The sequence below is a fragment of the Mesorhizobium sp. SEMIA396 genome, assembly GCF_024518615.1.
Taxonomy (GTDB): domain Bacteria; phylum Pseudomonadota; class Alphaproteobacteria; order Rhizobiales; family Rhizobiaceae; genus Mesorhizobium.
Window position 1 is genome coordinate 314,082 of sequence record NZ_JANIFC010000008.1, and the last position, 18,466, is coordinate 332,547.

General features: G+C 62.6%; 14 protein-coding genes and 2 pseudogenes. 7 read left to right on the plus strand and 9 right to left on the minus strand.

What is annotated here, in order from left to right:
- Positions 1-50: 50 nt before the first annotated feature.
- Positions 51-944, minus strand: a pseudogene (locus NP503_RS20880) (hypothetical protein); the annotation flags it as partial.
- Between the two features lie 902 nt (positions 945-1,846).
- Between NP503_RS20880 and NP503_RS20885 the strand changes: the two are divergent.
- From NP503_RS20885 to NP503_RS20900, 4 genes are all read left to right on the plus strand, one after another.
- Positions 1,847-2,143 (plus strand): DUF2604 domain-containing protein, encoded by a 297-nt coding sequence (locus NP503_RS20885; protein WP_024505654.1) that lies wholly within the window; start codon positions 1,847-1,849, stop codon positions 2,141-2,143.
- Positions 2,144-2,153: 10 nt separating this feature from the next.
- The gene (locus tag NP503_RS20890; RefSeq protein ID WP_372958890.1) at positions 2,154-2,753 is read left to right on the plus strand and encodes a putative metal-binding protein; all 600 of its coding nucleotides are present in this window, start codon (positions 2,154-2,156) and stop codon (positions 2,751-2,753) included.
- Between the two features lie 98 nt (positions 2,754-2,851).
- Positions 2,852-3,238: a Mov34/MPN/PAD-1 family protein gene (locus NP503_RS20895; protein ID WP_236383243.1), complete on the plus strand. Its 387-nt coding sequence runs from the start codon at positions 2,852-2,854 to the stop codon at positions 3,236-3,238.
- A 3-nt stretch (positions 3,239-3,241) separates the two neighbouring features.
- Entirely contained in the window at positions 3,242-4,801 is a 1,560-nt protein-coding gene (locus NP503_RS20900) for an E2 ligase fold family C protein (RefSeq protein WP_024505651.1), read from the plus strand.
- Positions 4,802-5,007: 206 nt separating this feature from the next.
- Here NP503_RS20900 and NP503_RS20905 read toward each other — a convergent pair whose 3' ends face one another.
- From NP503_RS20905 to NP503_RS20935, 7 genes are all read right to left on the minus strand, one after another.
- Positions 5,008-7,476, minus strand: coding sequence for a S8 family peptidase (locus tag NP503_RS20905; RefSeq protein ID WP_024505650.1), 2,469 nt, complete (start codon positions 7,474-7,476; stop codon positions 5,008-5,010).
- A 17-nt stretch (positions 7,477-7,493) separates the two neighbouring features.
- Positions 7,494-8,480 (minus strand): AAA family ATPase, encoded by a 987-nt coding sequence (locus NP503_RS20910; protein WP_024505649.1) that lies wholly within the window; start codon positions 8,478-8,480, stop codon positions 7,494-7,496.
- A gap of 355 nt (positions 8,481-8,835) precedes the next feature.
- On the minus strand, positions 8,836-10,806 hold the full coding sequence (rlxS, locus tag NP503_RS20915; RefSeq protein ID WP_024505648.1) for a relaxase/mobilization nuclease RlxS: 1,971 nt from the start codon (positions 10,804-10,806) through the stop codon (positions 8,836-8,838).
- 178 nt (positions 10,807-10,984) lie between these two features.
- Entirely contained in the window at positions 10,985-11,668 is a 684-nt protein-coding gene (locus tag NP503_RS20920) for a lytic transglycosylase domain-containing protein (protein ID WP_024505647.1), read from the minus strand.
- Complete coding sequence (locus NP503_RS20925) at positions 11,656-12,204, minus strand: S26 family signal peptidase (RefSeq protein ID WP_024505646.1); 549 nt, start codon at positions 12,202-12,204, stop codon at positions 11,656-11,658. Before NP503_RS20925 ends, NP503_RS20920 begins: the two co-directional genes overlap by 13 nt.
- Positions 12,201-12,470: an AlpA family transcriptional regulator gene (locus tag NP503_RS20930; protein ID WP_024505645.1), complete on the minus strand. Its 270-nt coding sequence runs from the start codon at positions 12,468-12,470 to the stop codon at positions 12,201-12,203. The genes NP503_RS20925 and NP503_RS20930 overlap by 4 nt, the downstream gene beginning before the upstream one ends.
- A gap of 181 nt (positions 12,471-12,651) precedes the next feature.
- Positions 12,652-12,975, minus strand: a complete 324-nt coding sequence (locus tag NP503_RS20935; protein WP_024505644.1) for a DUF736 domain-containing protein — start codon at positions 12,973-12,975, stop codon at positions 12,652-12,654.
- A 1,010-nt stretch (positions 12,976-13,985) separates the two neighbouring features.
- Between NP503_RS20935 and NP503_RS20940 the strand changes: the two genes are divergently transcribed.
- From NP503_RS20940 to groL, 3 genes and pseudogenes are all read left to right on the plus strand, one after another.
- Entirely contained in the window at positions 13,986-14,294 is a 309-nt protein-coding gene (locus tag NP503_RS20940) for a hypothetical protein (RefSeq protein ID WP_024505643.1), read from the plus strand.
- 101 nt (positions 14,295-14,395) lie between these two features.
- Positions 14,396-14,689, plus strand: a pseudogene (gene groES / locus NP503_RS20945) (co-chaperone GroES); the annotation flags it as partial.
- A gap of 65 nt (positions 14,690-14,754) precedes the next feature.
- On the plus strand, positions 14,755-16,413 hold the full coding sequence (gene groL / locus NP503_RS20950) for a chaperonin GroEL (RefSeq protein ID WP_127267034.1): 1,659 nt from the start codon (positions 14,755-14,757) through the stop codon (positions 16,411-16,413).
- A 157-nt stretch (positions 16,414-16,570) separates the two neighbouring features.
- On the opposite strand, the gene NP503_RS20955 is transcribed toward groL, so the two are convergent.
- Positions 16,571-17,572, minus strand: coding sequence for an ArdC family protein (locus NP503_RS20955; RefSeq protein ID WP_024505900.1), 1,002 nt, complete (start codon positions 17,570-17,572; stop codon positions 16,571-16,573).
- Positions 17,573-18,466 lie beyond the last annotated feature (894 nt).

Below are 18,466 nucleotides of genomic sequence, written 5' to 3' on the forward strand. Positions count from 1 at the left end.
CGGATCGAACCGACGGCAGCGCGCCCAAGCCGCCGCCTCCGGCGCGTCCAGGCCGACGCACGCTGGCCTCCCCCTGCAGCGTCGCTGCGATAGCGGCTGGTCGAAGTCTGGTAGTACTGCGCGCGGATCGCCGCCATCGCCTCGATCAACGGTCCCCACGGCGCGGGAAAGCATTCTTCCGCCATCACCCGGTGCAGCATGCGCGTATGGCCGGCCAACTCGTCGTTGAGGAACTCAACCACAGGCATAGCCGGATAGCGCTGCAGAAGCAGGATCGCCGCGTTATCGCCGGCCGACCTGTCCTTGTCGCGTCCATGCAGATCGTTCTGCAGGCGCCCTATCACTGAGATGAGCCGCAGGACCTGGCGAAACGCTGGACGCGCGCGCAAGGTCGCCATGTCCAGCCCCCACAGCAGCGACAGGCAACAGAACACGGTCCCGTAAGCGATCGAATCGATGCCGTTGTGCAGGTACTCGGCGTAAGACCAGCGTCGCGCCCCTGCCGCCTGCGCGTGTCCGGCGCGCAGCGCCGCGCAGTAGCACCGGGTATAGTCGAGAAGCCGAGCATAGTCGTGACGATCGTAAGCGAGCGCAGCCAGCGAAGCGCGCAGCTGAGCGCAGCCCTCGAATCCGGAGAGCACGCACGGTACGCCGTGCCCCAGCGCCTGCTCCAGGGCGGCGAGCTGCTCCGGCGCGATCAGGCCAACGTCGTTGCAATCGTCTAGCCAGAACAGCAGCGCCAGTTCGCGATAGAACGCCACGATCAGCGTTTCGTCCTGCGGATCGCGGCCGGTGCGGGCGCTGGTGTCGCGCAGGCTCGGGTGAATGCGTTGCAGGATATACTGGCCGCCCCTTACCGCTTCCTCAGCATGCTCATCCGCGAAACCGGTCAGGGCACGCCCCCACTCAAGCACCTGCTGCAGCGCGCGTTCGGTCTGGATCATGGCGCCGCCCCTGCTCCCTCGGCTACGACGCGCCGCCCACAACGAAGCGCCAGCCACAACCCGGCGAGACCGCATCTCCGCGCCATAACGGCGATCGCGAAGTTATCGATCCGATTGCCAGTTGCTGATGCAAGCTCTTGTGAACGGCCGTTAGGACCGGCCCGCAGCCTCGCCGGCAGTATCGAGCAATCCGCTTGCGCCGGCTCGCCATAGCAGGCGAGGACGGCAAGGTCGCCGGCGGCAAACGCACGCGAGCACATTGCAAGCGACATCCGCGAACGCGGCGCCGACTGGTCAGCCTCCGCCTCGGTGCCCGCATATGTCCGCGAGTCGAGCAGCGCCTTCGCCACGAAATGAGCAGAACGCCTTACGAGCATCGACCGCCGGCTGCTGCGCATGGGCGATGATGAGGCATGGTCTCGCAGCGGACCCGTTCCGACAGATGCTGCACCAGGGACGAGGCGACCTTATCCAACAAGGCACCACTTGCGCTGTTTGTGGAGACGAGCGTCGGCTGCATCCATGCGGCTGCTTGAGTGGTGAAGACTCTGAACGACGGTTCCTACGGCGCTGCCGGCGCAATCGGCTGCTTGGGGGACGCGTGACGCAGTCAAAGCTCCCCTTGCCAAGCACGGAGCAGGCGAGTGAGAGAGCAGATGAATAGGCGTGTCGCCAATATTTTTGCATTGCTCTAATCGATTATAGTTGTGAGGAGCAATTTGAGACCATTTACTTGCGGCTCAAGTCACCCATAAAAGAAAGCAAGCACCGATTCGGTAGCTTATCCCCTGTCTTTCGCGTACTCGCGGCCGTGGCGCCGGGTGAACGATTGAAGACCGCCGGTCTCACTCGCAGGTGGGCGCCAGGGCGTGGGGCGGTTGGCAAGCCACAGGAGTAGGACAATGTCGAAGGATTCGGGTAAGGGCGATAATCACGGCGGCGGACCGGGCAAGATCGAGATCACGGTGGTGGTGAACGGCCAGCCCACGCAGGTCGAAGCCAATCCCAACCAGCCGCTTCACGTCATTCGTACCAAAGCCCTTGAGAACACGCAGAATGTCGCCCAACCAGCCGAGAATTGGGAATTCAAGGATGAGGCCGGCAACTTGCTCGATGTCGACAAGAAGCTTGGCGACTTCGGTTTCCCGAATACTGTGACCCTGTTCCTCAGCCTGAAGGCGGGCGTCGCAGGTGCCTAAACACCAAAGTGTGGATCCGGAGGTCTCCCGAGCGAAGTTTGATCGGGAGATCGGCCGGTTCCGGCCATATGCTGATGTCTATCGGGCTCAGGGCTGCTTCTTGATCGAGGCGACCTTTCCGCGCGCTTTCTTCATTTTCGCCAGCCCCAAGTTAAAGCCACGGGTGGTCAGCGCAGCGAGCGAGGTCGACTTCACCGACTACGACTTAAGACCACCGTCCGTGGTCTTCGTCGATCCGTTTACGCGTCATCCGATTGCCCGGAAAGATCTATACCTGAAAATGCTTAGACGTCCGCCGCTGCCCGGAACGCCGCCGGAGATGATAGGAGCTCTCATCCAGCAGAACGCCGTGCCGCTGACGGACTTCATCCAGGCCAACAGTCCCGAGGACGAACCATTCCTGTGCATGGCGGGCGTCCGGGAATACCACGACAATCCAGCCCATTCAGGTGATCCATGGCTGCTTCATCGGGGTTCTGGCGAAGGCTGTTTGGCCTTCATCCTGGACAAGATCATCAAGTACGGAATCGTTCCTATAGAGCAGTTGCAGATTCAACTCCAACCGACAATCGTAGGAATGGTGGTATCCCCTCAGGCGATACAAGAATGACTGGTTTGAGAGATGTAACGATCGTGACTCTCCCGCGCGGCTGCATCTCGACCACGCATGGGCATCTGCGCTCAGTTGGTCGCGAGGGCAATGAGGGGATGGCGCTCTGGGTCGGCGTTCAGCAAGAGCGGCACTTTGCCGTAACAGAGACGGTTATCCCGGCGCAGCGTCACATTCGGACAAACGATGGCGTTTGCGTGATCGTTGCGGCCGAAGAACTGCACCGGCTCAATGTCTGGCTCTACAAAAGCGGCCTGAAACTCTTGGCCCAGATTCACAGCCATCCGGGCCGCGCCTACCATTCGACGACGGACGACGCTTATGCGGTTGCTACCACGGTTGGGTGTCTGTCGCTGGTCGTGCCGAATTTCGCCCGCGAGCCTTTCGATTTTGCTCGGGTCGCCGCCTATCGGCTTGACGAAAAGGCCAAATGGAATGCGCTCCCTCCCGCGGCACTGTCGCGAATGATCATGATATCGAGTTGAACAATGGCATTCGCTAACTTCATCGATCGCGCCGCCACGGCGGCATCTCAGGTCCTGGCCGATTTTCATCTGGGAGACTTCAAAGCAGCTCTTGAAAAGCAGGTCGTGGCAGTCGCCTTCGACCATCAGGCCGCTTCCTGCGCCGAAGGCCAGGCGACACTAGATCTTGCGGTGAGATTGCTCGCTAGGCTCTACCCGGTTCTGGCGATACTCCCGCTGGACAGCGCGGCGAGCTCTCAAGCCCAAGCGCTGGAGCGCTTGGCAAAGTCGATCAATCCAAAAGTCGGCATCCGGCGTTCCGGCAAGTCTGCCACCGTCTGCGTCGTTGCAGGGGTAACGCGCCCATCACTCCGGTGCCCGATCTTTTTCGTGGGATCGGACGGTTGGGCGGCAAAGCTGTCGCGTACGGACCCGGTGGGCTCTGGCCCAAGTCTGCTGCCTTATGGAGCTGGCGCCGCCAGTTGCTTCGGCGCCGCCAACGTCTTTCGAACTATCTTCGCTGCCCAGTTGACCGGCGCCGAGTTGGACGAAACCATCGACCTCTCGCTATGCAGCTACGACAAGACCAAAGCCGGAGAGCCTGGCCCGATCGACTTCCCAGTCGACCTTGGCGAAACCCACCTCGTTGGGCTCGGTGCGATAGGCCATGGCTCGCTTTGGGCGCTAGCGAGACAACCCGATCTCAAAGGTCGTCTGCATGTAATCGATCACGAAGCGATCGAACTCTCAAACCTGCAGCGCTACGCATTGGCTGGCCAGGCGGAGATTGGTATGTCCAAAGCGGTTCTTGCAGCCACCGCCCTTAGATCGACTGCCCTTGAGGTCGAGGCGCACCCTCTGACGTGGGCAGAATATGTTGCGCGCCGGGGCAATTGGGTCTTCGACCAAGTGGGTGTGGCGCTTGACACCGCCGCCGACCGTCTGGCTGTCCAAGGTGCACTGCCGCGATGGATCGCAAACGCTTGGACGCAGGAGCACGATCTCGGTATCTCCCGGCATGGTTTCGATGACGGCCAGGCTTGCCTTTGTTGCATGTACCTGCCATCCGGAAAATCCAAGGACGAGCACCAGCTGATTGCCGAGGAACTCGGAATACCGGAAGCACACGAGCAGGTGAAAACGCTCCTGCAGACCAATGCCGGAGTTCCCAACGACTTTGTAGTTCGCGTGGCTACAGCGATGGCTGTGCCGTTTGAACCGCTAGCCCCGTTTGTTGGCCAGCCCCTGCGCTCCTTTTATCAGCAGGCTATCTGCGGCGGTCTGGTGTTCCAGCTTAGCGAAGGAAGTCGCCGCGTTCGAACTGTGGTTCCGATGGCCTTTCAGTCGGTGCTTGCCGGGATTATGCTTGCCGCGGATTTGGTCAAACATAGTGCGGGGTTTCCCATGAGCCCGACGACGAGCACTCGGGTGAATCTTCTGCGCCCCCTTGGCTCTCACTTGCACGATCCGAAGGCCAAGGACTCCAGCGGCCGCTGCATCTGTAGCGACGACGATTTCATTGCCGCTTACAGGCGCAAATACGGCGAGCGCGTTGATCAGGTAAGCGATGTCTCGGCCGCCTAAGCAGACGCGCACCTCTCTGTAGACGCAGGGGGCGCGGCTTGTGGGCGTGACCATGGGCGCCATTATGACACGCTTGGCCCGCTCCTTTGGCGGCCTATCGTCCTCCGCGCATGATCCCTGTTGCCGACGTGATGATCCAGCACCAGCCGCCATGGCACCAGAGGCTGGTCAAACCTCCGTTGTTGGCCGGTTTGGACAGTGCTGCATCAGGTCTCGACCGACGTCTCGACAGTCAGGGCTGCTTCGACGGGTGTGAAGATGTCAACATCGACCCCAGGCGCCCGAATCGTCACAATCAGGGCGTACCGAGCCAGAGCGTCGACGCGTTCCAGGTAAGGCTTCTCCTTCCACCAGCCCCCGACCGGGAACACGCCGATCGCGTCACGCTCGGCGAGATCGGCGGCGCTGCCCGACCAGAAATCGGCGTGCAACGAGCCGCGATCGCGGAAGGTGCCGAGCAGCCACTCTTCTCCGCCTCCAGCAGGCGCCCCTTCCTCCTCGTCCCGAGCGGCCTGATTGATGCGGGCTCGGAATTCGTCGACTGTCTCGGTCGCTGACTTTACTCTGAACCGAAGACCATGGGACGCGTAACGATGCCGGCGGGTCCATCCGCGTTCACCGGGGTTGGGTTCGATGAAATAGGACAGCGTGACGCGGAGCTCGACCTGGGCAGCGCCGAGCGCCGCGAGCTGCTCCTTCGGCCAAGGCAGGCGATGCAGCTTCATGTCACGCGTTTTGGCAGCCGCGCCGCCCTCGCGCTGGAAAGGCTGAAGCTCATCTTCAACGATAAGCGTGAGGTCGTTCACCGTTGACAGAAGCGCGCGCCCAAGATCTGGCACGCCGTAACCATAGCGCCGCACGAGCGCCTGGATCTCGCCCTTCGCTCCGTTGCACGCATCGATGCGTGCGCGCATCGCCGGAGTCCATTCGGCCGAGTGGACGATCAGGGCGCGAACCGTTTCAGGCCACAGCTCGGGGCGCGCTGATAGAATCAGTCCCGCCATCCGTGCGGCATGGGCCGTTGCCGCGCTCGTATCTCCGAGGGTGGTGAAGTGGCGCAGTTCGGGTCGATAGAAAGTGGTCAATATCTGCAGATCGTCGATCGGCTCGCCAGGCAACACACCGTCATGGGCGAGATTGCCGCCTTCGAAGACGACCTCGGGCTTCACCGGCCACTGCCTGTCCCAAACGACCGAAGTGCGACTGCGCGGCGAGAGCTCGCCGACCGGCGCGATCGGAGCGTAGCCCGCAAAGTCGGTGTCAATGATATCGACCTTTTCTGTGAAAGCGCCGACCGTCAGCGCATTCCAGGCCTGAGAAGGATCATCGACTGCTTCCAGATCGTTGCGCGTCAAATGCTCGGCCGGCATGAGGTCATCGCCGATGTTGCCGGCAGAGAGAACGATCAAGCGTCGCTGCTCCTCTTCGAAACAGAGTTGGTCGATAGCGGCAGACCACGATGTGGGCCTTCCACGCGCCGGACTGGCGCTTGTCACAGCCATTGCGATCGCGCGGCGGCGCTCCGGCGCCTGCACCTCGGCGCGGGCGATCGCTTCCGCGGTGATCGCGCCATAGAGTTCTGGATCGTTTGCCTCGTCTTCTGGCGGAAGGATACGGACACTCTCCAGCCGAAAGGGCAATGGAACTGGATCGCCTCCGACCAGGAGCGGGACCAGATCACCGTACAGGCCGACACCTGCCATTCGCGTCCCGTGGCCGCTCCACGCAGGTGTGTCGTCGCTGCCCCATGCCGGTTTGACGGTGTGCCAGTCTTCAACGGCAAGTGCGGGTTCGATCAACGGGTGGGTGCGACGTACGCCGCTGTCGAGAATGCAGACCGCAATATCGGATTGAGGCGGTCTGACGCGCCCGAGAAGCTCGTCGCTCCAGTCCCTTTGCTCCGCGCCACCAAGGCCCATGAAGAAGGACGGCGTATCCTTCGCGCGCCGCAGCTCGGCGACGACATCGCTGTGCGCAATCATGCGGTCGAGCATTGCCGTGCTGGCGAGTGCCAGCATGACCACCCGCTCCGGAAACCTGACCGCATGCGTGCGCAAAGTGATGTTCAGGGCTTCGGCAATGTGCTCGAAGTTCTCGCGGCGACCGTCGCGCAGCCAGACTTCCCACCACACCTGCTCGTCAGCGGCCTGGGGGAAGAGGTCGTCGTGGTCGGTAAACAACGATCGTGCAGTCGCCAGCCTGACTGTCTCCATGCGGGAGACGAGCGGCTCGTTGCGCGGTCTGCCGCGGTCAGTGTCAACGTCTCGATACGCCTCGACTTTCCGCAAATAATAGGCTTGCGCGCTTTGCGGCAGGAACACCGACGCTGTGATGGGAGCACCGGGTTGAGTTGGCTCATGGACGGCGACCAGCTCCATGTGCCGGCGACGATCGGCCAACTGGTCGAGGGCCGCCCGTCCGGACATGGGCAGATCGATCTCGAGGTAAAAGCCAGGCGTGCCGACCGACAGCTGGGGGTCACGCGCCGCAATCTGCTGGCGTGCACTTTCGACCGCTTGTTCGATGGATTGCGTCAAGGCCGCAGCATGCGACGCCCGATCACGCGCCGGCAGCGGCGGTGCATGTATAAGTTGGTTGGGCCGCCGATAGGCTTCCCGAATGCCGTTGTTGCGAAGGTGGATATGGGCGCGGTCGCGCGGAAAATCGTCTGCCATTATGATCTGTGCTGTCGCTACTCAGACAGCGAAGCCTGCCGGCGTTCCTTCAGAGCGTCGATGAGCGCTTCCGAGGTGATCCGCTTCCCCCCCCGCAATATGATGGTTTTTGCAGCGTCGTCGGCCGCGCGGGTGATCTCGGCCTGCGACAGTCTCTCTGCCTGAGAGATCGCCTCGTTCCAGGCAAGCCCTCTGGTGTCGAAGCGGTCGAGTCGAGCCCGAAGCAGCGCCTCGATAATCGGCCGATCGGGCACGGCGTATTCGATGACATCGTCGAAACGGCGGAACAAAGCTCTGTCGAGCAGCTCGGGATGATTTGTTGCCGCAATAATCAGGCTGTGGCTGTCGTCTTGCTCGAGAAACTGCAGAAACGAATTCAGCACGCGCCGAATCTCGCCAACATCCTGGCGTTCGCCTCGACGCGCGCCGATGGCATCGAATTCGTCAAAGAAGTAGACGCCCCGCGTCGCCTGCATTGCATCAAAAACAAGCCGCAGCTTTCCGGCAGTCTCTCCCATGAACTTGGTGATCAAACCATCGAGGACGATCATGAAAAGGGGCAGATGAAGCTCCCCGGCCAATGCCGATGCGGTCATCGTCTTGCCTGATCCTGGCGGGCCGACCAGAAGCAGTTTGCGACGGGGAACAAGCCCGTGCTCGCGCAAGCTTGCTTGTTGGCGCTGCTCTCCCAGCACGCGGTGCAGGCGCGAGCGCAGACTGTCCGGCAAAATCATGTCCGTCAGTCGCAGGTCCGGATAGCGCACATGCAGGAGGCCTGCGAGTTCGCCCTTTGGCTGAAAAAGGGGAACCGGCCGACTGCTCTTGGCAATCCGGGCGTCCCTGCTCTTGGCTGCGTCGACCAGATCCTTGAGCTCCTGAGCAAGCTTGCCATGGCCTTGACGTGCCTCATGCGCAGCAAGCTGCATCGCGATAGAGAGGAAACGATCCTCGTCGCCGGCAATGTGGCTTTTAAGCAGCGTCACGATATGGCGGGCCGTGGTCATGGCTCTCTTCTGGGGTATCCGTTTACTTGGCGAAGCGCATGCAACCTAAACGCTTTCAACGGCGATTTGTAACGCGCAATGGTGTTTTTTCTCTTGTCGATGTTCGCCCGTGGCAACTTCAGCGGTGAACTGTTGCGCCGCGGTCATAGGCCAGCCGGAATAACGCCGGCCAGCAGACAACAGTCCGCATCTTCGAGCGCTCGAAGTCTGGCCACTCACGCAGCGTGTCGGGTCCGAACGCTCCAAAGCCGCCCCGCCTGGCAGGTCCATGCGACCGATTGCGGGCGTGCGGCCATAAGGTCTACGCGGGCTCGCATGGCTGCCCGCGCCGCTGGCTAAAAAGCTGTACACCATCTCACGAAACACCAGGTCCGCTCCTTTGCCGGCCGACGGTCCATGAAATCCCCTCCCCACTCACGACACCGGAGACCTCCTTGCCCACATGGCGCTCAAGCACCGGCCGCCATGGCACCAGCGTGAACTCGCGCGACTTTTCAACGACGGCATATTTTCCGCTGGCAAGCTCGACGGAGCGGCGGAGCGTACCCTCTACTCGTCCTCCGGATCGCGCTTCGGCATAGGGCAGGCCAAGTTCCTCCGACAGTTGGCCAGCAACACGGTTCAGTTCTCGCTGGCGCAGGATCGAAAGCATGTTGGCTCGATAGACGATCCCATCCTGTTCTTTATGCGCGAGGCCTTGCGCGATCAGCCACTGCCGCCGGCGAGCTTGCGCCTCTCTCACGTCGCGGCCGAAGCCGGATCCGTGCAAAGGCTCGGGTCTATCGGCAACCAGCTCCCGGTCGAGCCAGGTGGCGCCGTTGAAGCTGACCTGTCGCTCCAGCGCCATTGAGGAGAGCTTGTCGGCAACGACAGGCTCGGCCCTGGCCCGCTGGCCCTCATAATTCGCGACGCGATCGAGATGGTCCGGCGCGATGAGCCAGGTGCCGTTCGGCTCTCGCTCGACGCCGCCGGTCGCGCGGCGGATCGCCTCCAGCCGCCGCACATGCGTTCGCGCAAAGCTCTCGGTGGCGGATGGGTCATGCTTCAGGTGCATATCGACGTCGTAACGGCCGCCATGCGCGGCGGCGATTTCGGCGATGGTACGATCGACCTGCCTCGGCTCGGTGTTCCTTGGCGCGACACGCACGATGCAGCCATTAGGCATCGTTTCCATCGCCTCGCCTCTACCGATGTTGATCCAATGGCTCTTACCGTCGACGGCGTCGACGATCATGTAATGGCGGTCATTGATCTCGTCGGCCAGTCCACGCGCGACAACGCGACCGACGAGAGACTGGACGGGCTCGCCGGATCGATCGTGGATCACCCAGTCGGCGGCCCTGCGGGCAAGCCCCTTGCCGGTCAGTTCGCGGTGCATGGTCTTGATGATGTCGCCGCGTTCGCCGGTGCGGCGCAGCGTGGCTTCGAGCTCATCGTCGAGGCGCCAGGAGCCAGCGCCGACCTCCGCGGCCAGACCCATCCGCTCGAGCTTGCGCAGCCGTCCCTGGTGCAGCGTCTGGCGAATGGCGTCGGGACCGCCCGGCGAGACCAGGCCGTCATCATCACGCATGCTGAGCAGCCGACGGTCGATGCTGGTGAAGCGTTCCTGCTCCATTTCCCGGCGCAGGCGAAGCTCAATCTCGCGGTCGGTTCGCGGACCGAGATCGAGGCTGACCAGCTCGGCCGCCCGCTCGCGGATGCCAGATGAGATATATTCGCGCGCGATGACCAGGTTCTCGCCACGGTCGTCCCTGCCACGGACGATGATGTGGCTGTGCGGGTGGCCGGTGTTGAAATGATCGACCGCGACCCAGTCGAGCTTCGTGCCGAGGTCTTCCTGCATCTGCGCCATGAGCCGCCGCGTCAGCGCCTTGAGGTCGTCGTACTCGATGCCGTCTTCGGCAGCGACGATGAAGCGGAACTGATGGCGGTCGCCGTCCGCGCGATCGATGAACGCCTTGCCGTCGACGCGGCCGCTGTCGGCGCCGTAGAGCTCGCCAGGTTCACCTTCGCGGGTGACCCCGTCGCGCTGAAGATAGCGTAGATGGGCACGCGCCCCGTCCGCGCCCTTGCCGGCGAGCTTGACGACCCGCGCCTTGACGATCACCCGGCGCTGGCGGAAGGCGGCATACCGGTCGCGCGATTTCAGCAGTGCGGCGGCCGCCCCGCCGCGCCCTGTCCGGCTTCCTGTGAAGCGACCACCGCGTTGCGGCCGGCCGCCAGCCCGGTTGATCGCCGCACGAACCTGGCCGGCATAGCGTTTGCCGGCCTTCGAGCCGCGCGACCCGATTTTGCCGAGCTTCGGCCTGAACTCGTCATCCTTAATGCGAGCCTCCCAGACATATCAAGCAAAATCAGACACTTACACGTCCAACCCTCTTGGCACCGGCGGCAGCCTCCCGGAAAAACGATGTGCAGACAAAGATTTAACCGCCTCCTGGAGGCGGTACCTTTATCTTGCCGTACGCGCCCAGCCCCGCCAGACGCGCCCCCGTCCGCCATGGCTAACGCACCGGCTCCTTCGGCTGCGCGCCGTCCTTGCCGAGCGGCACGAAGAGATCGCCGTTTCGCACGCCTGAGTGAACACCGTCATGAATGAAGAACAGCGACCGTCCGAGAGGAGCGATTTGCGCCTTTGGAGCGACAGATTGGCTTTCGAACGCCTCGATGTCGGCCGCCGAAACTCCGGCCGCCTTGAGTTGGTCGAGGTACTCGACGGTCTCTTCTGGCAGCGGTTTGCCACGCTTCAAATGCTCGTCGTAGCGCTCGGGACCGGCATTGTAGGCGCCAAACAGGCCAGGAAATCCGAAGCGGTCATACATGGCACTGAGATAGGCCGTGCCGGCCAGGATATTGTCGCGCGGATCGTGGGGGTTAGGCCCAAGGCCGTGTTCGACCCGCATCTCTTCATAGGTGCCGGGCATCACCTGCATGAGGCCCATGGCGCCAGCGGGGGAGGTGATGGGGCGGCCGCCGCGCATTGTCTTGCCGCCGCTTTCGGCAGCCATGACGGCATAGATCCAGGCTTGGGGAATATGGAAGCGCCGGCTTGCTTCCGATACCAACGTCTGCCACTTTCGCAGCTGCGGACTTTGGGAGATGGCGACCGGCTCAGCGCCGGTCGAGGCGGAACAGGCGCATGGCGCAATGGCGATCATGCCCAACAAGAGGAGGGTCACTCGGTCCATAGTGGTACGAGCCTCCCGATGACATTTTGAGTGGGAACAGGCCCGAAATAGCGGCTGTCGAAGGAGCGGTTTTTGTCGCTGCCGAGCAGGAAAACCTCGTTATCCCCGAGCGCTCGGCAGCCGTTCCACCATGGCAAAGGTCGGCCTTCGGCGTCGATTTTGAGCCGGCGCGCGACGATGTCGCCGCCGATGATGATGGCGTCATTGAAGGCGCAGACATTATCGTCCGGCAGCGCTGCAAGACGTTTTGCCAGCGGCACATTGCGAGGCAGATAGCTGCGCTCGGCGGCGAGATACGCCGCGTATTCAGGCGGGCGCACGAGCACGAGATCGCCACGCGCCAGCGCTCCCGCAGCGATGCGGTAAAGGCCGATCGGCGCGCTGGCCGAGGCGTTCCAGACCAGCCAAGGGGCGGGCTTTCCCAGCGCCGTGAAGCCCAAAAGACCGAGACCGGCCGCGGCCAAGGCGACCGTCTTACGGGCTCGAACACGCCTCAGGCGGCTGCCGATCAGATGGATGGAAGGGCGCCGCCTCATGAACGGCCTCCCGTGCCGCCCTGGCCGGAACCGGCCTTGCCATCGCCGGCGATGGAGTGCTGCGGGTGTCCTTTCGACCAATGGTCGAGTTCGTCGATGTGATAGCGGACATAGCGGCCGTGCTTGCGGAATTTCGGGCCGCCGCCCTTGAGCCGCATCTTTTCGAGCGTGCGCTGGGAGAGCCCGATATAGAAGGCGGCTTGGGCTGTACTGAGAAACGGGCTGCCCTTTTTCGCGCGGGCCGCGCGTTCGTTTTCGTCGTCCATGATGATCCTCGTTTCGCTTCGGACAAGCGAGGGCGACGATGGGCGAGGGAGATCGTCTCGGGGACGGGCGAAGAGTCGGGGGAGAGTTTTCGCCGCCCTTTAGGGCGGACGGGGTTTGGGTGGAACTCCTGGGAATGAGCCCCGCGCCGGGGCTGCGGCGCGAGGCTCTTATCTCGGCCGGTCAGTCGGCCGGGTTCCAGATGATGGCGTAGGTGTCGTGATCGTCCTGGCCGGCGGCGCGGCCGAGATTGGCGTAGAGCTTGCGCGGTCCGAACTCCGGCGCTGCAATCGACAGGCTCACATAATCCTTGCCGGAAGTCTCGCCGGTGCGGATCCAGCCAGCGCCGACTTCGACCCCTTGCGTAAGCACCCGGAAGTCGGGATGGTTATCGGCGCTCTTGGCCTGGTTGGGGACGATATCGATGTCGGCGCGGACGCTGAGCGTCTTGAACTGGCCCTTGTAGGCGCCGTTTTCCTGCTTGTTGACGTAACCGATCGCGGTCATTTCGAAGTCTCCTTTTGTGGTTTCGCCGGGGACCATCCCCTGCGATGGCGCACCGTAATGGGCGCGTCAGGACCGCCTGAATCCGACAGGGCCGCAGCGACAGTGAAGGACCCGAGCGGGCAGCTTTTTTGTGAGCGAAGCGGCGCGAGGAAGCCGCCGCAGGCGGCGGGGAAAAAAGCTGATGGCGCGAGGGTTTCGGGCGGCCGGACCCGCCCATAGGTCGACAAGCCAGCCGCAGGGATGGTCCTTGGAGAGAGCATGGAGACCGCTCGCCAAGTGCGGTCTGTCAGCCAAGCAGGACGCCGGGATGAAACGGCCTGCAAAGATGCTGCGCCCTTATGCCGGATCGAGATCGTGCCAGCGGGTCGGGCGCCAGAGCAGACATCCGGCATGGTGCGATCTATGAAAGCAGGGCTCGCCAGCGGGAATTTGATACGCGAGGGGGCCAAAGTAAGGCTGGATGAGAAGCCGGTGCTACCTGCAGGTCCAGTGTCATGTGGCGGCGCTCGGGAAACCGCTACGCAATGTAACGCGCTCTTATGAGGCGAACAGACCGGCCCCAAAACCGATCGACCGGTGGTCGGCGCGAAACGCGTCATGCCTGTCCGAAAGCTGACAGTGGCAGAAGACGCATGTCGGGTTCCGCACAATTGACCATGCTGGATTTGTGAGGTTTTCAGGGAGAGCCATGCGTTCACTTCCCAGTGAGCTTTGGCACGGCATTTGCTCTTGATGTGGCAACACGGATCGAAGGTTGACTGCATGCACAAGCGCGAGATGAGCAATGCTCTCCTTTCCTGGAGGCTTGGCAGCAGATTCGATTTGACGTTGCGAGGAGCTTCAGCCGCTCGCGGCGGAAGTGATCTCAAATCTGAAGGCACCGTTGGGGCCGCAGCCATCAAACACATCTTTCTCTTTTTCGCAGCTCGTCTTCAACGCGATGCGGACTTCTTCGCGTCGACGGCGGCCGAAGGTGGAGAAGGGGCTCGACTTGCAAAAAGGAGTTGTCAATGACGTCTTACGTTCGCACCAACAGCCCGGCGCAGGTGCGCTCACTGTCCACCTTTGGCAAGCATCTGCAAAGGAGCGTGCTGACGGCGACGCTGCTTGCCGCGGCTTCGACGGGAAGTGAAGCGCAGCCCTATGTTCGTGCTGACGGCAGCACGATTGACGACTTGGAAGCGGCGCGCGCAAGTTGGCGTCATGACGCCGAATTCAATGGAAATGTGGGGCTCGCAGCCATCAACACGGATGCCGCGTATGCGTTGGGTTCCACGGGGAGGGGGCCAGAGCTCCTCGCCTGCCCTCGTCCGTCTTGACGAGTGCCCGATTACAGCCTACCTCACTATCGCGTTAGCACTCGTCCATCGCGAGTGCTAACAAAAACCCCTCAACATCCGCACCAGGGAAAAATCCGAAAATGGCAAAGTCGAAGTTCCGCCCGCTGCATGACCGCGTGGTCGTTCGCCGGGTCGAATCCGAATCCAAGACCGCTGGCGGGATCATCATCCCCGACACGGCAAAGGAAAAGCCGCAGGAAGGCGAGATCATCGCCGTCGGCTCCGGCGCTCGTGACGAAGCTGGCAAGCTGGTCCCGCTGGACGTCAAGGCCGGCGACCGCATCCTGTTCGGCAAGTGGTCGGGCACCGAAGTCAAGCTCAATGGCGAAGACCTTCTGATCATGAAGGAATCCGACATCATGGGCATCATCGGCTCATATCAGGCCCTTTCGTCAACTGAATTCCCGGGCTCGATTGAAGCCCCTGCCAGGAGCTAAAAATGGCTGCCAAAGACGTAAAATTCTCCCGCGATGCCCGCGAGCGCATGCTGCGCGGCGTCAACATCCTCGCTGACGCGGTGAAGGTCACGCTCGGCCCCAAGGGCCGCAACGTGGTCATCGACAAGTCGTTCGGCGCCCCGCGCATCACCAAGGACGGCGTCACCGTCGCCAAGGAAATCGAGCTTGAAGACAAGTTCGAGAACATGGGCGCACAGATGGTCCGCGAAGTTGCTTCGAAGACCAACGACATCGCCGGCGACGGCACCACGACCGCGACCGTTCTGGCGCAGTCGATCGTCCAGGAAGGCCACAAGGCGGTTGCCGCCGGCATGAACCCGATGGACCTGAAGCGCGGCATCGACCTCGCGGTAACCGACGTCGTTGCGACGCTGATCAAGAACGCCAAGAAGATCAAGACCTCGGAAGAGGTTGCCCAGGTCGGCACCATCGCCGGCAACGGCGATGCTTCGGTCGGCTCGATGATCGCCGAAGCGATGCAGAAGGTCGGCAATGAGGGCGTCATCACGGTCGAGGAAGCCAAGACTGCTGAGACCGAACTCGAAGTCGTCGAAGGCATGCAGTTCGACCGCGGCTATCTCTCGCCCTACTTCGTCACCAACGCCGACAAGATGGTTGCGGATCTGGAAGACGCTTACATCCTTCTCCACGAGAAGAAGCTCTCCAACCTGCAGGCCATGCTGCCGATCCTCGAGGCTGTCGTGCAGACCTCGAAGCCGCTGGTCATCATCTCGGAAGACGTCGAAGGCGAGGCTCTGGCCACGCTAGTCGTCAACAAGCTACGTGGCGGCCTGAAGATCGCCGCCGTCAAGGCGCCGGGCTTCGGTGATCGCCGCAAGGCCATGCTGGAAGACATCGCCATCCTCACCGGTGGCCAGGTCATTTCCGAAGACCTCGGCATCAAGCTCGAGAATGTTGGCCTCAACATGCTCGGCCGCGCTAAGAAGGTGTCGATCTCCAAGGAGAACACCACCATCGTCGACGGTGCCGGCAAGAAGGCCGAGATCCAGGGCCGCGTCGCCCAGATCAAGCAGCAGATCGAGGAGACCACCTCGGACTACGACAAGGAGAAGCTGCAGGAACGTCTCGCCAAGCTCGCCGGCGGCGTTGCCGTCATCCGCGTCGGCGGTGCGACCGAGATCGAAGTCAAGGAAAAGAAGGACCGCGTCGATGACGCCCTCAACGCGACCCGCGCGGCCGTCGAAGAAGGCATCGTTGCTGGTGGTGGCGTTGCGCTGCTGCGCGCTTCGGCCAACATCAAGGCCACCGGCGTCAATGCCGACCAGGCCGCCGGCATCAACATCGTGCGTCGTGCGCTGCAGGCTCCGGCCCGCCAGATCGCGGCCAACGCCGGTGCGGAAGCATCGATCGTTGCCGGCAAGATCCTTGAGAACAAGGGCGCGACCTTCGGCTACAACGCCCAGACCGGCGAATATGGCGACATGATCGCCATGGGTATCGTCGATCCGGTCAAGGTTGTCCGTACGGCTCTCCAGGACGCGGCCTCGGTCGCCGGCCTGCTGGTCACCACTGAAGCCATGATCGCGGAGGCTCCGAAGAAGGAGTCGGCTGGCGGCGGCGGCATGCCTGGCGGCATGGGTGGCGGCGGCATGGGCGGCATGGGCGGTATGGATTTCTAATCCAGCTCTGGCAGCTTTCGCAACGAGAGGGCGGCATCAATGCCGCCCTCTTTTTTTGCGAACCTCGGTCCGATGAACGATCGACGCCAACGCCGGCCATCGGCGTTAGGGCAACCTCAAAAGAACTGTCGAGTTGGTTGCGCGCGGCTTTGCGTCATCAGAGGCGCAAGGCGGTCGCGTGTGAGGATTGCGCGGTCCCATAGGCGGTTTCGGCATGTGCCTCACCTTCGACATCGACATTGCGGCCAAGCAGGAAATCGGCGGCTTTCGAGGCATGGCTTGCGGCGCGGAAGATGGCGCGGTTGTCCTCGCGCAAAACCGTCAGCCATGAGCCGATGTAGTCCGCATGGCGCACGGTCGGCTCGATGCCGAGACTGCTGCAGATGAAGGCTGATGCGATTTCGGCGACGAGTTCCTCGCGCGCATAGGTGTTGGACCCGAAGGAGCCGGATAGGTCGCGCGCGAGTCGCCTCGGGTGGCCGGTCCAGTGGCCAAGCTCGTGAAAGCAGGTCCGGTAATAGTCGATCTGGTGGAAGAAAGCCCGCTGCGGCGGCACCTGTATGGTGTCGCTGCCGGGCATGTAGAAGGCGCGCTCGCCGCCGATGCGAAAATCAGCGCCGGTTGCATGAATGAGCGCCTCGGCGTGCGGGACCATCTCGCGCTCAGGCAGAGGCTCGCCGGCGTCGTAAAGATGTTCGGGCAGATTATCGCACTGCGCGACATTGAAGACGGTGAAGCGCTTCAGGAAGGGCACCGCCTGCGGTTCGTCGCCATCGGTGTCGGCGCGTTGCTTTTCGTTCTTGGGAACAAAGCGGTCAGCGTGAACGATGGTGGTGCCGTGCTCGCCCTTTCTGACATTGCCGCCAAGCGAAAGCGCCTGCCGGAAGGTGAGCCAGTTCTGGCTGGGGAAACCGCGCTCGATGACCGCGCCCCACAGGATCAGGATATTGATGCCGGAATATCGGCGCTGGGTGGCCGCATTCCGCGGCAGGCCGAGGCCTGTCCTTGCCCTGCCCCACGGCTTGACCCATGGCACGGTGCCGCGCTCCAGTTCGGCAATGATGCGGTCGGTGATTTCCTGATAAAGGCTGGCGCCGGTGCGCCCGCCACTGTCTGCGCCAGCCTGTCGGCTGCCGCAACGTTTGTTGTTTGCACGCATCGTGATGTCCTCCGCTCTACAATCGCGCGCCCTCCCCGGAAGCGGGGTGGGCGGCAAAAGCGACCGGAAAGGCCCGCCGTCGGAGGCGGACTGCATCAGCAGGACCGGAACGGAGTGGAGGACCCGAAAGCGACAAGCGAAGGGTTGCGGGACGCCGCGGCGGGCCTAGAAGGGAGTGCTGCCCACCCTGCGCCAGGGGGAAGGCCACAATAGAAAGACGCCGGCCGACAGGCCGGCGACCGTCAGCAGCCGAAGGCTGCCCCGCGCCAGGGGGCGATGCCGCAGGGCCAAGACCGCCTGAGCTTGCCGAAGAAAAGCGGGCTCGGTTCACGAGCACCCGGCCAGCGACTTCAGGCGCGGGCGCTCAGGATTGTTGTTGGCGCCCACGGCAGCTGGATGACCGCAACAAGATTACGAGGAGCGACAGCAAAGCCAGCTGCCACAAACGGCACGCTCCGGCAACAACAGCGTGGCCGGTCTACAGATGCTGCCCCGCACGAGAGCCAGCACGCTTTGAGCGCGCATCGGCGATGCAAGCGTTGCAAGCTGGCCATGTCCACAAGGTCGGCGACCACTATATCGCCGACCACCAACGCGGGCGTACCGTCTAAGTGCAGACCTTTCGCGAGTGCGCGGACGCGCGCATTTCATCTGCGATGGCCGGATCTTGCATTCCCGCTTGAGCTGCTCAACGTCAAGGCCTACACGCGCTGCGATCTTGAGAGTGACCCTTCAACTGGGGGAAATCATAAGGGCGCGGTGGAATTCGTCGAACTTTCCCTGTTTTCTCGAGGCGAGTGCGGCAAAGGCTGGGAATTGGGAATCCGGTCCCAGGACCGGGAACTGTTTGATCACAAGCTTCAGATTGGGTTCATGCTTGAGGCTTTTTGGTAG